Source organism: Faecalicatena orotica (genome assembly GCF_905197545.1).
Taxonomy (GTDB): domain Bacteria; phylum Bacillota; class Clostridia; order Lachnospirales; family Lachnospiraceae; genus Faecalicatena_A; species Faecalicatena_A orotica.
The window spans coordinates 250,693-266,219 of the sequence record NZ_CAJJZH010000001.1 but is presented as its reverse complement, the minus strand read 5'-3'; the positions used below and the strand labels follow the sequence as shown (position 1 = coordinate 266,219).

Annotated in this window: 10 protein-coding genes; 1 reads left to right on the top strand and 9 read right to left on the bottom strand. The window is 48.0% G+C overall.

What is annotated here, in order from left to right; genetic code table 11:
• Positions 1-2 precede the first annotated feature (2 nt).
• From pulA to ABIN22_RS01065, 7 genes are all read right to left on the bottom strand, one after another.
• The gene (gene pulA, locus ABIN22_RS01095) at positions 3-1,943 is read right to left on the bottom strand and encodes a type I pullulanase (protein WP_346906128.1); all 1,941 of its coding nucleotides are present in this window, start codon (positions 1,941-1,943) and stop codon (positions 3-5) included.
• 9 nt (positions 1,944-1,952) lie between these two features.
• Complete coding sequence (locus tag ABIN22_RS01090) at positions 1,953-2,813, bottom strand: sugar ABC transporter permease (protein ID WP_207657843.1); 861 nt, start codon at positions 2,811-2,813, stop codon at positions 1,953-1,955.
• Positions 2,813-4,195: a carbohydrate ABC transporter permease gene (locus tag ABIN22_RS01085; RefSeq protein ID WP_118621250.1), complete on the bottom strand. Its 1,383-nt coding sequence runs from the start codon at positions 4,193-4,195 to the stop codon at positions 2,813-2,815. Before ABIN22_RS01085 ends, ABIN22_RS01090 begins: the two co-directional genes overlap by 1 nt.
• Before the next feature lie 38 nt (positions 4,196-4,233).
• Positions 4,234-5,508, bottom strand: coding sequence for an extracellular solute-binding protein (locus ABIN22_RS01080; protein WP_118621249.1), 1,275 nt, complete (start codon positions 5,506-5,508; stop codon positions 4,234-4,236).
• 123 nt (positions 5,509-5,631) lie between these two features.
• Positions 5,632-6,915, bottom strand: a complete 1,284-nt coding sequence (locus ABIN22_RS01075; protein ID WP_346906127.1) for an ABC transporter substrate-binding protein — start codon at positions 6,913-6,915, stop codon at positions 5,632-5,634.
• A complete protein-coding gene (locus ABIN22_RS01070) occupies positions 6,912-8,699 on the bottom strand; it encodes a sensor histidine kinase (protein WP_118621245.1) in 1,788 nt (595 codons plus the stop codon). The genes ABIN22_RS01075 and ABIN22_RS01070 overlap by 4 nt, the downstream gene beginning before the upstream one ends.
• The gene (locus ABIN22_RS01065; protein ID WP_346906126.1) at positions 8,696-10,288 is read right to left on the bottom strand and encodes a response regulator; all 1,593 of its coding nucleotides are present in this window, start codon (positions 10,286-10,288) and stop codon (positions 8,696-8,698) included. The genes ABIN22_RS01070 and ABIN22_RS01065 overlap by 4 nt, the downstream gene beginning before the upstream one ends.
• Before the next feature lie 210 nt (positions 10,289-10,498).
• Here ABIN22_RS01065 and ABIN22_RS01060 point away from each other — a divergent pair, with 210 nt between their 5' ends.
• Complete coding sequence (locus tag ABIN22_RS01060; RefSeq protein ID WP_243099375.1) at positions 10,499-10,741, top strand: helix-turn-helix domain-containing protein; 243 nt, start codon at positions 10,499-10,501, stop codon at positions 10,739-10,741.
• Positions 10,742-10,776: 35 nt separating this feature from the next.
• Here the strand turns inward: ABIN22_RS01060 and ABIN22_RS01055 are convergent, their stop codons facing one another.
• Together ABIN22_RS01055 and ABIN22_RS01050 are read right to left on the bottom strand one after the other, a co-directional pair.
• Complete coding sequence (locus tag ABIN22_RS01055; RefSeq protein WP_346906125.1) at positions 10,777-12,831, bottom strand: ATP-dependent helicase; 2,055 nt, start codon at positions 12,829-12,831, stop codon at positions 10,777-10,779.
• Entirely contained in the window at positions 12,812-15,475 is a 2,664-nt protein-coding gene (locus ABIN22_RS01050; RefSeq protein ID WP_346906124.1) for a DEAD/DEAH box helicase, read from the bottom strand. Before ABIN22_RS01050 ends, ABIN22_RS01055 begins: the two co-directional genes overlap by 20 nt.
• Between the last annotated feature and the right edge of the window lie 52 nt (positions 15,476-15,527).

Sequence of the window (15,527 nt, the reverse complement as noted above, 5' to 3'; positions counted from 1 at the left end):
CATCATTTTTCCCTGCGTCCTAAGATCAGGATTCCAACTGGCGCCGCCATAACGGAACCGGTCACAGTAACCGGTGTTTTCCACAGGAAACTGTCCCGGGAATCTACTAATATCTCCCAGTTTCCTCTGGAAAGCCGGATTTCTTCCTCGTTTTGACCGGCATTGTATATGATTTGAAGAGTTTTCCACACAGAATCTGCATATTCTGACGAGTTATCCAGTTCAAAACCCACGATTCCCTCTTTTTTCCACTCTTTTCTTACTCTTTTCCACGCAGTTTCTGATTTGTCACATAAGCCCGGAAGCTGTTTACGCAGTGCAATCAGCCCCTGATAGTATGTAACAAGCTCCCTCTCCTCCCATGCTTTTTTCCAGTCCAGCCGGTTCACACTGATGGGGGAATTGTAACTGTCTGCAATGCCGTTCTTCGTCCTCCCGAATTCTTCCCCGGAAAGAAAGAATAGATTTCCCTGACAGGTCATGTATATTCCGGCCGCCAGCCGGTATGCCTTCCTTAACATATTTTCATCGGAAATGGTCTCGGCCAGCTTATCCCACAACGTCTGGTTATCATGGGAGGATACATACGTGATGACCTGTGAGGGCGCCTTGATCCCCGGTTTCCTTTTATGGCACCATGCACGCGCACTGCTTAATATGTCCTCCTCAAAGCCTTTCCCGCCGTTTACAAACCCGGGGGCGTCCAGTTCGAACACGGAGCCTTTCACAGTATCCCTGATATCATCCGAAAACATACCGATATTTATATCCAGCTTACGGATATTCTTTTTCAGAGCCTGACATGCACCGTCTTCCATCGCTGTCTTCTCCGCCGCCCAGGGTTCCCCGAATACCATCTTTTCGCCCGCCCCGTAGCGTACATCCAGTTCGGCGCGTATGCGGTTCATCAGTTCCACGTCCAGAAGAGCCATAAGGTCGAAGCGGAATCCGTCCATATGATACTCCTCTGCCCAGTATAATACGGATTCCAGTATATATTTGCTGCACATGTCACGCTCACTTGCCACATCATTGCCGCACGCGGAACCATTGGAGGGCTTTCCATTTTTATCCGCCCGGTAAAAGTACCAGGGAGCCGTCCTCTGGAACCAGGAATCCATAGAATAGGTGTGATTGTAAACCACATCCATGATCACACGGAAACCTTCCCTGTGGAGCGATTGAATCAGTTCCTTCAGTTCCCGGATTCTGACCTCCCCGTGGTCCGGGTCAGAAGAGTAAGACCCCTCCGGCACGTTATAGTTAAGCGGGTCATATCCCCAGTTGAACTGGTCATCCCTTTTCGCCTCATCCACAGACCCGTAATCATAGACCGGCATAAGCTGGATATGGGTCACGCCTAATTCCTTCAGATAAGAGATTCCTGTAGGATGTTTCCCATCCCCGTTCAAGGTCGTGTCAGTATGCAAAAATGCACCATACTTTCCCCTGCACTCTTCCGGGAATCCGCCTGCCCTGTCCCATGAAAATTCCTTCACATGCAGTTCATAGATGATGCGTTCCTGCCCATACGAAGGCGCCTGATCCTGTTCCCATCCTGCGGGGTCGGTCCTCCTTAAATCCACCGCCATGCTCCGTCTGCCGTTCACACCGCAGGCCCTTGCATAGGGGTCCGCGGAAACAACAATCTCACCATCCAGAAGCAGGGTAAAATCATAATAGGTTCCATGCAGGTTTTCTTCTGTCCGATACTCCCATACGCCCTTTTCTAACCGTTTCATCGGATGGACCGCGTATGCGGGCACTTCAGTACCCGCCTGATACAGATTGACTGCAATCTGATCAGCAGACGGGCTCCACAGCCTGAAGGCCGTTCCTTTAGCCGTGCATACCGCCCCGAGGTCCTTTCCGTCATAAACAAAGTTTTGGCTGAATTCCGGACTGGAGTAATATTCTTTCCACTGTTTTACTGTCTTCTTCATGTTTTTTACCTAGCCTTTGACTGCCCCGCCGGATACGCCTTCCACGTAATACTTCTGCATACTGATGAACAGTGCCGCAATCGGTATGGATACCAGTACGCAGCCCGCGGCGAATTGTGTATAGTAATCGTTAATAAATTCTCTCTCCAGCATCTTAAACAGTCCCAGGGCAACCGTATAGTTGTTATAATTGTCTCCCATGATTACACTGGAGAAAATGAAGTCCATCCAGGGTGCCATGAACGAGGTCAGCACCGTATAGACAACGATCGGTTTGGACATAGGCAGTGTGATTTTCCTGAAAATCTGAAACTTCGTCGCCCCATCCAGATAGGCAGCTTCATCCAGTGATTTCGGCAGCGTGTCGAAGAATCCTTTCGCAATAAAGAACGACAGCCCCGCCCCTCCTGAGTATACCATAATCAGCGCCACAAGTGACTGTGTAATTCCCAGCCCCTTTAAGATATAGTAGACTGCTATCATGGACATGAAGCTTGGAAACATCCCCAGTATCAGTGCCACATTCATCATAGGCTTTCTCATTTTAAACCGCATCCTCGACGTGGCATAAGAGACGGACAATACAAAAAACGTGGAAATCAGACAGCTGAAAACTGCAACAAACAGCGTATTTCCAAACCATTTCACAAAGTGAAACTGGGAGTTATCAGTAAGCAGATTGACGTAATTTGCAATCGTAAGTCCCTTCGGAAAGAAATAGGATGTATAGGAACCGCTTTCTTCCCTAAAAGATGTCATGACTACCCAGAAAACGGGAATCATCCAGATGACGGACAATATGGTTAATGTAATATAAGAGGCAATGTTCCTGATTTTTTTATTTTTTGACATAGATTTTGTTTTTTTCATTACTGGAATGCCTCCTCATTGTTATATGCAGACGTTCTTCTGTATGTAATCAGAGAAAATACTGCGGAAATGACAAATACAAGAATACCGATTGCCGATGCATAGCTGTAGTCCTTGCTTGTTACTGTCAGCTTGTAAAGCCATGTGACAAGCAGGTCTGTCTTTCCCGCCTGATAGTAATCCAGGGTAGACGGTCCGCCCTTCGACAGAAGGTAAATTACATTAAAGTTATTAATATTTCCGATAAACTGTGTGATCAGGTATGGTGTCGTAACAAACAGGACATATGGCATTGTGATCTTTCTGAACATAACCCTTGCATTCGCCCCATCCACACGAGCCGCCTCATACAGGTCAGCCGGAATATTCATCAGAATACCGGAAGTAATCAGCATGGTGTACGGAATTCCAATCCAAAGATTAACAACGATGATCGTCACTTTTGCCAGAGTTGCATTCGTCAGAAATGGAATGCTGTCCTGAATGACTCCCCAGCTCTTCAAAAGGACATTCACAGCACCTTCCGGCTGAAGCATCGTCTTCATTATCAGAAGCGAAACGAAAGACGGAATCGCAATTGACATGACAAAAATCGTCCTCCAGAGGCCCTTGAATTTCACTCCTTTACGGTTGATCAGCAGGGCAAGCAGGATTCCCCCTATGTAGTTCAGCACCGTCGCAAAAACGGCCCATGTAATTGTCCATCCAAGGATCGGCCAGAAGGTCTTGGATATCGTACTGCCCGAGCCTAAGATCGTAACAAAGTTATCCAAACCGATCCATGTGAAAAGATTTCCCGGAGGCTGGTGTGCATTATCATAGTTGGTAAACGCAACCAGAATCATGTATACTAGCGGGAGTACCGTGAATGCGAGCACTCCGATCATAGGAAATGTCAGAATAGTACGGTGGAACTTCGCATCCAGATATACCTTCACGTCATCAATTAGTCCCGGAACTTTCTTCCCGGCCTTCTCCAGTGCCTGTACCTCCAGGGCCGATTTCAGGTTTGCCCTCCATGTTAAAACAAAGAATACAATCAGGAAGAGACATACAACTCCATATAATAAAAGAAGCATGGAGTTATCTCCTTCTGTCAGAACATCAATTCCCAGCGTTTCATCGAATACCCAGCCCTGTGTCTGTGTTCCGAGTGTAATCATATTGCCTAAAGCCCTGATACCGCTCACTGCCATATAAAAAATAAATGCTGCCTCTGCCAGCAGGAAGAGCAGACCTTTTACAATCTGCTTCCTGCGTATATTGGCGATCCCCATAACCAGCATGGATGCCTTCGCCCACACATCACCCTCACGGATGACTCTTTTCAGAAGGTATTCCCTTGGCTTTTGTGCAGCTTTTTTTGATCTATTTTTACTCATAAAGCTCTTCTCCTTACCTTCAAAACAGGTCCCTTTCTCTATTCTTCACCGAGCTTTGAGAGGATTCCCTGAACCATCGTGTCCATTGTTTTCTGCATATTATCTTTCGTAACAGACTTTGCTATGCAGTCCTGTCCAAAGGCTTCCATCGGACTCCAGAAATTGGCGATCTGTGCGATGGACGGCTGTACTGTGGATGTCTCGATCTGTTTGGAGAGTACTTCTACAGCAGGGCTTGTGCCCAGAAGTTCTGTATCTGCTGCCAGTGCCTGGTTCGTAGGCGCTGAATTTCTTACTTCGAAGCGAACCTTCTGGCTCTTTTCATTAGACAGATATTCTGCTAAAAGCATGGATTCGGCAGGATATTTCGTCTGCGCATTTACGCCGTACAGGTTAAAGTTAACAATGGTACTCGGTGAAACTTCCGTTCCGTCCTCAAGAGTAATTGCCGGTACAGTTGCCACTCCGAAGTTGTCCCCTAAAGACTCCTGAAGTGCTGCTGCGTTCCATGTACCAGTCAGGCTGGCCCCCAGCTTGCCTTCTTTAAAAGATGCAAGAAGAAGTGCGTCGTCCTGATTTTTCACCTTTGGGTTATTGCACAGGTCCAACAGGTAATCCCCTACAAGAACACCTTTTTCGTTATTGAAGTCACACTGCTTCGGATCAGATCCGTCTTCTCCGAATAAGGTGCAGCCTGCCCCGAAGAAAAAGGAAGATGTATACCATCCGTTGTCAAGGTCCATAGAAAAGTTCGTCACGCCTGAACCTAAGTCTTTTGCAAGCATCGTGTCCAGACTCTTTACCTCATCCTCTGTGTACTTGCTCTTGTCATAGTACATAAAAAATGAATTGGATGTATTCGGATACCCGTACAGTTCCCCGTCCACGGTTGCCGCCGCGATTGAGTTTTCAACGTTATTCGCAATAATTTCATCTTTGTTTTTTGTAATTCTGTAAAGAACACCTGCATCCTTAAGCTCCGCGATCTGGTCGGAAGCGAATTCAAACACATCTGCGGCTACAGACGGATCTTTCAAAATCTCAGTCTTGGCGTCAGGTGAACTTACCACTGCTGTCTCAATGGTCCATCCCGCTGCTTCCGGATTGTCCGCCTTGAAGTCCTCGATAATCCCCTTTAGCATATCCTGGTCTTCCTGTGACCCCCATATCTTCAGCTTCGCATCCTCGGCATATCCCGCCGCCTTCGACGTTCCTGACCCAGACGCAGCCTCCTTCTTATCTGCCCCGCATCCGGCCAGTACTGATACCGCCATTACACCCGCTAAAAAAACTGATACAACTTTCTTCTTCATTTCCTTCTCCTTTACTATGTGGACTTGTTTAACTTTTTCTGAATTATAGCATCGGGAAGAAATAAGGATATACAAATAAATAAACCTCAAGTATCAATAATTAAACACTTGAGGTTTATAAAATTACTTTTTCACCCGTATCTGTTCCAGCCTTTCATCCATTTCTTTCAGAAGTGTCCCTGTATCTATCTCTCCATCCAGATACCCCGGCAGTCTTTCTGTAAAGAAATCGTTCTGTATCTCCTGCTCCCATTTCATCTGGTAATTCGGCATGACGGTGCTGACGCTTTCGACCGCGTCTATATAACTGCACTCCAGCGCACTCACCCCCTCTTTGTTTTGCAGCTTCTCCGAATTCCGTGCATCCAGTTCCACCCTAAATGCCAGCAGCTTTGCGGCCCCATCGGTTACTTTTGCATCGTAACCGGCAGTGAGCGCCCATGCACTCATGCGCGGCGAATTCATCAGAATATTTCCGGGGAATGGGGCAAACCCCATGTTTTCTTTCACGTTATCTGGCATCTCCTGAATCATCCAGTACCCGTTTGCAAAAATTGCGGCTTCCCGGCTGCAAAAGCGTTCCTCTGCCTCGTCATAATCAATTTCTACGGCATCCGCGTATGTATAGCCGTACATTCTGTCCAGCATTTCCATCATATCTGCCATCTCAGGCGTCTGGTAACTGTCCGGAAAATCCTGGTCTAAAAAGGCCTGTCCCTCCCGCGTACCGTACAGATAACTTGTTGCAAACAGCATCGGCACCCAGTAACTCCCGTAGCCGTGGAGGGACAGCGGCGTTATGCCCTTCGCCTGCAAGGCATCGAGACAGTCCCAGAATGCCTCCCACGTCTTTGGAAATGTTTCGTAACCTGCCTGTCTTAACAGCTCCTTGTTGTAAATGATCCCGGCATAGGACTGAATCCCGCTCCCCAGAGGCGCCAGATATATGTCCCCGGACTCTTCAGTACATGCATCCAGTATCTCCGGCTCGACCGCGGCCTTCCACTGGGGAATTGCATCCATATATGGTCTCAGATTCACGAGCCGTTTGTTTTCTGTAAGAAGTGTATAGAAGTCATAATCGAATCCCGCATCTGTGATCACGGCGGGCATCTCGTCCAGAATATTCCACTGCTTCAGCTTTTCCCTGTAGCCGCTGGCGCTCTCCGTCAGCCATTCCACATCCATATAGTATTCGCCTTCATACTCCTCGTTAAATGCCTCAGCCAGCTCCTGATTCTCACTTAAGTTTGTGGCCGGATTAATGAGAAATGTAACAGGGATGCCTGCTGCCTCTTCCCTGTCATTCCTCTGTACCTCTTGTTTGGGGCTACATGCGGACAGGGGGAGCAGTACTGCGAAAGCAATCAAACATACACATACATTCATCATTTTTCTTTTTCTCAATGTTCCAGTTCCTCCAGCCTGATTTTTATCACACACTCTGTCCCTGCGCTTTTTGCTACATAGTAAAAACGAATCTGGTCATTGTACTTAAGCCGCAGACGTTTTACTACGTTGCAGATGCCAAAACCGCCTTGTCTTTTCTCGATCAGCATGTCAATCTCATCCATAGACACCTGCTCCATCCTGTTTAGTTTCTCAAGCGCATCCGGCAGGACAGGCGTCCCGTTATTTTCCACGGAAAAGCAGAGATATCCGTCTTCACAGTATGCCCGAATCCAGATCATCCCGCCGGAATAAATATCCCGGAAGCCATGTTTGATACTGTTCTCCACAATTGGCTGGAGAATCATTTTTGTCACGAAAAGCTTCTCTGTTCCCGGCTCTGCACTGGCCTCGTACTCAAAAAGGTCTGTATTCCTGATCTTCTGGATCTCCAGATAGGAACTGACATGCTCCAGTTCCTGACTCACCTCGATACTCTCCCGCCCGTTGCTTAAGTTAATCCGCAGGAATCTGGACAAAGACTGTGTCATCTTCATGATCGTTTCTTCCTTCTGGATCCGGGCAAGCATATAGATCGTATCCAGTGTGTTATACAGGAAATGCGGGCGGATCTGGTAGAGCATCGTCTGCATCTCACTGTCTTTGAGTTCCTTCTCTTTCTTCATAACATCGTTCATCAGGCTCTTTACCTTTTCGATCATCTTGTTGTAGGCATGCCCGATAAAATCCAGTTCCGTATTCGTATCGAGGGAAATCCGCTCATCCAGTTTACTGTCGTCGAAATCCCGCATCGTGGAGCTCAAATACTCAATCGGACTCGTAAGGCGTTTTGTAAAAAAGGCCACCCCCGCCACTGTCAATACAAACATCAGTCCAAAAATCAGACCCATGACAAGCTGGATCTCACGGATTACCTGATTGGTCACACTGCCCGGTGCATACGTGATTACGGCAAACTTCGTCCTCTCGTCGGTTCTTCCGCTGAATATCCCGTTTTTCAGGCTTTTGGACTCTGTTTCATCCGGATTCCACAGTCTCTCATTGAGTTCCTGATGCCAGCTTTCATCCATCCCGTCCGGTATGATTTTATAACAGATTTCCTTGTCTGAATTGACGATAAAATAAGCCAGTTCTTCATTTTCCGCACTCTCCCTCACGGCATCCATGACTCGTTCATTCAGCTTCAGGATTAAAACCCCCGCATCGTGTACAGAATTCATCTCACGGATATACCGCACCGCAAAGAAACTCATTTCATTCGTTCCAAAGATTACGTCCCTCGTCCAGAGAATCTTTGTTTTCGAATACTCATCCCCCAGACTTTGATAGATTGCACTTTTCCTGAATTTTTCCATATCCAGCCGGATTCCCTTCTGGGAATACTGGTTTCCCTTATTATCAATCACCAGATAAGAATCCAGAAAACTTTTATTATAATAAGACAGCGTCCGCTCCATCATGTCTCTGTCCGAAGCCGTCACTGTCTGGTTCGTCAGTGTTTTCTGCACATAGTCATTGGTCACAAAGTCGGCTGTCAGGGAATTCAGCTCATCATAAGTATTCCTGAAAGAACCCAGCACCTTATCGTTCAGATAAGAATACTGGTCTGTCAGGAATTCCCTTGTATTATCTTTTACTATTTTGTTGATTCCAAGATAGGTCAGGAAAAAAATGATACCGAAAATGACGGTGATCGATACGACCGCCTTTTTCCGGATGCCGAAGAAATACTTTCTGTACCCCGCCTTCCCTGTGCCAGATTCTCTGCTCCCGGTTTTCATGCTTCGAGACTCCTTTTATATTCACTGGGCAGAATTCCCGTATACTGTTTAAACACCTGTGAAAAATAAGACGGATTCGGAATCCCCACCTGTACACAGATATTTGCAATGCTCTCCTGATCCTCCAGAATCAGTTCCTTCGCCTTTTCCATCCGCATATTCTGCACATAGCGCTTAAACGGCATTTTCATGACACTCTTAAAAATCCGGCCGAAATAAACCGGATTCAGATATACATGTTCAGACACACTGCCGATTGATAAATTCTCATCCTGCAGATTTTCCCGGATGTAATTCAGAGCAACCGGTATGTAATCCTGAAAATACTCCCTTGACGTATCTTCCTCCATATTACTTCGCAGTTCGATAATATGCAGAAGAAGCTGATACAGGATATTCACGCCCTTCGGAGGATTCACGGTATCCACCGCATCATAGAAGTTGCGGAAACTCTGCTTCATTTCCGGTATCAGCCCGTAGGAATCTTCGATAGAAAACTCCACGCGCACGGCAAGCCTGCGCAGATATACCCGGACAGCATCTTCGTCTTCCGGGAGAATATAGACAAACTTCTCATAAGCCTTCTTGATCTGCTTTATATCATTCTTTCGCAATGCCCCCAGAACCTGTGTCTCCACATCCAGTGAATACTGGTTCTTCGTTCTGGGAAGGGACTTCCCTTCCATAGAAAGCAGCCCCGCGCCGGCCTCCGCCGCCACCTCAAAGAGATGGAGAGACTGTATGTATGCAGTTTTCAGACCACTGATCCCGTGTTCACTGTTCGACAGGGCCGAGATCATATCCCCTTTTAATTCTGATCGCAGGTCGGTCAGGATGATTTTCAGCGGTTCAACCCTTCCGCTTTCCCCCAGATCCACGATATAGCAGGTGGCGCCCTCCTGCGTCCCCTTCGTCCAGACCTGATACTTTTCCCGGATCCTCTTATTCAGACTTGTGTCCAGAACATACTGCTTCATATCGAACTCCTTCTGGTTCACGACACGCTGTGCAATGTCAATCCCTGCCGTGATCACGGCAAAGGAATGATTCATCTCCGCCTCCCGGGACAGGCTGATGAAGAATTCAGCAAGCTCCGGCTCGTCCATCGCATCATCCAGATATTTCCCGACCATCTGGTTCAGGAAGTTGTCCTTATCCTCTAGAAGCACTTTTTCCCAGAGAGAATAGTTCTTTTCCTTGAACTTTTTCTCTGTACACATCTCGTAGATCTCGGACATCGTCCGTTCGAGTTCTTCTTCCTCAATCGGTTTTACCAGATAGGAAAGCGCCCCGTTTTGGCAAGCTTTCCTTGCATACTCGAAATCACGGTAGGCACTGATTACCACGAAATTCGTCTTCAGGTCCATCGCTTTTACTTTCTCAATCAGCGCAAGTCCATCCATCTTCTTCATCCGGACATCTGTCAGGACTACATCCGGTTTCTTTGCGGGAATCTCCTTCAGCGCATCTTCCCCGTCGCGCGCCCATCCCGTCACCTCAAAACCCATCCGCTCCCAGTCATAGGTTTCCAGCAGTCCTTTTAATATGATCGGTTCATCATCGACCAGATATAGCGTAAGCAGTTCCATAAGCAATGCCTCCCATCTGTTCAGGAGTATTTCCCCCAATATTTTTATATACTTCTAATTTATCAGACAATTTAGTAATTTGCAATCAAAGACCGGTATACATTGTTCCCATATTTAAATTAGTTATCTTTGGGATAAACATGCATGAAGTACTATGATAATGTCAAAATATATATTACCTATTTAAGGAATAAATGGAGGAGCTGTCTCTTGAAAATATACAAATATATAGATGGCAAATGCAATGCCTCTGGTCCTGAAGTCAAAATGCTTCGTGAAAAAGCCGGACTCTCGCAGGAACAGCTTGCCGCAAAGCTGCAGCTTGCAGGTCTTAATTTAAATCAAAAAGCCATCAGCCGTATCGAAACCGGTGAACGTATTGTCGCCGATTATGAACTTATAACCCTTGCCGAAGTGCTGGATGCAACAGTAAATGAATTACTGCGGATTTAGCAGGAAATCCTTTTTAGATTTCCTGCTAATCTTTTTTATCCTAATATCTCAACCTCACCAAACGCCTTCAAAAATTCTTTTTTACCATACCCCTCGAACTCTGCCTCCACAGTCATTTCATTTTCCGAGATGAGTACACCGGTTCCATATCTGGCGTGCCTGACTTTCTTTACTTCCTGCTTCCCTCCCGGTACACGGTTCATTTCCTTACTCACTGCTTTCCTCAGCTGCTGGAGATTAGCCTGCTTCTCTTCCGGGGTCTTATCTTCCTCCCAGTCCAGAAGATGCCGGGGAAGCATTTTCAGATATCTGCCCGGGCCGCCCGCCGCACGGGGCTGTCCCGGATTCGTGTAGTAAGACAGTTCCAGATATGCCCTTGCCCTTGTCATTCCCACGAAGAAAAGTCTGCGTTCTTCTTCCTCCTCTTCAAACCCGCGCCCAGCCAGCGGAAGCAGCCCGTCATTTACACCGATGATAAATACACTGGTAAATTCCAGCCCCTTGGAGGCATGCAGTGTCATCAGCCTTACCTTGTCCCGCCCCGGATTTTCCTCCGTTTTTAGTATCTGGATACCATACAGTGCCGATGAACGAAGAAACTCTGAGGTACCCTCAAAGAAGGGCCTGTGATTCTCGCTGCTGTAGTCAGTCAGCCTTTTGCAGAAATCAAGGACCATATCCCTGTCTTCTACAAATGAAGCTGCATTGGGTCGTAAATAGTCATCCAGTAAAAAATACCGGTAGATCTGTTCCGGCTCCTGTACCTGCACTTCCGAGAATGTATGCATAAAACCGCGCATCCTTTCAAAAATCCGGGACCGGCCTTCTTCCGGTTCTGCCAGAAAGCTTTTCCAGCCCTTTTTCCCTGCCCCCTCCCCATAGGACGGATGGGACAGCACAGCCTCTGCCGCATAGATATCCTCCGGATTGCAGGCATATGCAAGTACCTTCACAAACCACTCCAGAACAGGAATATCCCTCAGTGTCTTTCTCAGCGAGACGGTAAACGGAATCCCTTCCTTTTCAAAAACGTTTTCCAATATCTCCGACTGGCTCTGGAGCCTGTAAAAAACTGCAATTTCCCCGTAATCCATATCTTTTTCGTTCATCTGCCTGATCTTTTGTGCCAGATATACGGCTTCCTGAAAAGCATCGTAATGGTTTCTCACCAGTATGGGACTTCCGGCCTCCCTGCTGCCCGCCACGGTATTCCCATACTGCAGGAACTTCTCCGCCGCCTCCAGTATCGTCCCGCTGGAACGGTAGTTAACCGGAAGTGAAAGTTCTTTCGCCCCGAACTGATGTTTCAGAAAGTAGAACATCGTCTCCACGCTCCCCCTCCAGCTGTAGATCAGCTGGTTCGGGTCACCTACCGCAAAGAGCCTTGTCTGCTCCCCCTTCAGCGCGGTAATGAAGTCCATCTGCTTTCTGTCGCTGTCCTGCACCTCATCAATGATGATCCATGCAGGCTTTTCATTTTCTTCTTTCAACAGTTCTGTGCTGATTTCTATCAGATCCGCGAAGGACATTTTATTCTGCCGCTTCTTCTCTTCCTGTAAGGCCTGAAACAAAATAAACAGGTCATCTTTGTAACGGCTTATCCCCTTCCCCTGGCAAAAGGCCGCATACTCCTGCTCCATCCGCTTTTTCAGGCGGTTCTTGTACTTGATGCTCAGCTTTCTTTCCTTCGCAAGGCGCAGGGCCAGCTCCGCCTCTTCATCCGGCTCGATAATCATGAAATCCTTCGTCCGCCCTGCCTTCTCAACCGGGAGAGAGGATCTTAAAAAATTCATTGCGACACTATGGAAGGTTCCAAATCCTGCCAGTTCTTCGTCGGTAAGGCCCGGCTCTATCTTAAGCAGACGCTCCCTGATCTCCCCTGCAGCCTTATTCGTAAATGTAAGGACCGTCATGCTCCGCACCGGAACCTTTTTCTCTATATGCAGGTACAGAATCTTAGCAATCAGTACTGTTGTCTTGCCGCTTCCGACATTGGCGTTGACGACACAGGCCGGGCTTTCATCCAGCACGGCTGCCCTCTGGTATTCATTCAGGCGTTCCCACTGTTCTTCATAATACAATATCTTCAAACCTTCTTTCCAGCCTTGTCTTTATCTTCTTTTCCCTGTCCTCATCTATCTGCGCCGCCACTTCCAGTCTCATATCCGCAGGACAGACTGCATGATAGCGCAGGATATTCTCAATACTCTTTTTGTTCTCCGGCTCCTTGATCCACATCTCATTGAAAGTGTTTCCTACGGTTATGGTCAGGCAGTGCCCCTTTATATCCACGCGCTGTACCGTCTTTAAGAATGCCCCTCCGGTCTCGCCGTTTTTCTCCACACAGTCACAGAACTCTTCCCAGTTTTCAGGAAGAGAGAAAAAGGAAAATTGCTTCTGTACGGCCGGCTTCTCCGTCTCTTCAACCATTTTGACAGATTCCGGCGCCGCTGTCTTCTCAAGCAGATTAGTAAGCCCCCACAGTACTAGCTTTTTATCCAGTGTATAATCACCCACACATGCCGGACAGCCATCCTCGCAGGGACAGTTTTTCACCATGTGGACTGCATTTTCCAGGATCTTCGGGATCAGGTCGTATATCTTCTCCGAATATCCCAGCCCGCCCACATACTTATCATAAATAAACATGTATACGACTGCTTCGTCCCTGTCATCCGGAATCAGCGCGTTGCCGGAAACAACTACATCAATATCGTCCCGTGCAGCCATCGTAACCATCATCGCCGCGTTCCTGACAGCGTTTGACAGCCCGTCAAAGTGATTGTTCCTCACGAGTTCTCCTGACTGGTTCCTCTGTAAGAGCCTGCGGAAGACATAGACCACATTCTCCGGGATCTCCAGCCATGTGCTCTCCGTATCATAGTCCTTCTGAAGTGGCACTGTTAAGCTTACATATCCCAGATTCTGATGATTATGGAACTGAAGCTTCTTAAACATGGAGACCAGTTCGTTCACATTGATATCCCCGAACCGGATGTGCGTGCGCCCGTAGGGCTCCTCCTGAAAAACCTGAAGGACCCTCGTTTCCTTGGTTCCTGCCGGCACGGTATAAAAATTGCCGTCAAAAGGAATACATCTGGCGGTACGGCTTTTCAGGTCAAGGCTCAGTACCTCATAGGACGTCCCTTCATGCATATACACCGCCCCCGGGTAAATCTCATGGTATGCCTGGGATTCGTCCATCTCCGTAATTTCTCTCTCTTCTTTTTCCAGAATCAGTTTGAACCTCGTCTGGTCCATGTTCCTCAGGCTGTAGTCCCCTGCGGGAAATGCGGGGCCGGACCATGCAAACTTCCCTCCCAGACTCTTTAATTCCTCCGCCTTTAGGAGTACCGGGATGACTTCACCCAATGCAGGGAACAGGGCAATATCATCCATCGTCAGCGGCATCTCGGCCGCGGCGGCACGGATATGCGAAAGCTGGATCAGCAGATTGTCACGGTCCACAATCGCATTCTCGCTCTCCTGACAAAACAGCCAGTCAGGATCAATGGCTATATACTGGTCAAAGGGCTGGTTTTCCAGTATCAGATAATTTACACATGCGTCCTGCCCTCTCCCGGCCCTCCCCGTCTGCTGCCAGAAAGAGGCCCTTGTTCCCGGATAGCCGACGATTACCGTCGTATCCAGATTCCCGATATCAATCCCGAGCTCGAGTGCATTCGTAGACACCAGTCCCGATAGTTCACCGGAAATCATCTTTCTCTCGATCTCTTTTCGTTCCAGCGGCGTATATCCGCCGCGGTAACCCGCGATCTTCCGGCTGTCCCCCTGTGACAGGAACCCCGCTGAATCCAGCTTGTCCCTTGACTCTTTTAAGATAATCTCCACACTTTTCCTGGACCTCGCAAAGGCGATGAAATGATGGTTCTCTTCGACGAGCCGCGGAAGCAGGTCCGTAGCCACTGCGGTAGAAGAATATCTTCCATAAACCTTGTCATTGGAGCCTTTGATGACAGGCGGCTGTATGATCCGGTATTCCTTTTCGGGGCACGGGGAACCGTCACGTGAGATCAGGGTGAACTTCCCGCCGCATATATTCTCCGCCAGTTCAGTCGGATTCGCAATCGTGGCAGAACTGCAGAGAAACTGCGGGGATGCCCCATAATAACTGCATACCCTCTTAAGCCTCCTGAAAATATTGGCCAGATGGGAGCCGAACGCCCCACGGTAGCTGTGCAGCTCGTCGATCACCACGTATCTGAGGTTTGTAAAAATAAAGTCAAAACCATACTTACTGTGATTCGGCAGGAATGCACCGTTTAGCATCTCCGGATTCGTAAGAATGATATTCGCGCTCTTCCGGATTCTGCTGCGCTCCCGGGGCGGGGTGTCACCGTCGTATACCCCGGCCGATACCCGCCCTTCCCCAAAGTATTCGAGCCACGGCTTCAGTGCACGGAACTGGTCGGCTGCAAGCGCCTTCGTCGGATAGACAAAGACGGCCCTCGTCAGCGGGTCATCCAGGACCGACTGCAGCACAGGCAGAAGGAAACTTAACGTCTTCCCGCTGGCAGTCGAGGTCGTAATCACCACGTTCTCTTTCCTGAGGGCAGCCTCAAACATCTCTGCCTGATGGGAATACAGTTTCTCTATTTTACTCTGCCCTAAGAAGCTTTTAATCTCTTTCTGTAAACCAGCCGGGAAAGCGGCATACTCTGCCCCTCTTCTGGCCAGTCTTTCCCTGTGTATGATCAAATCCTGAATCTCCATATCCGTAATCTCCCATAAAACATTTCTGTTACTCAATCCCAAACCAAAACAA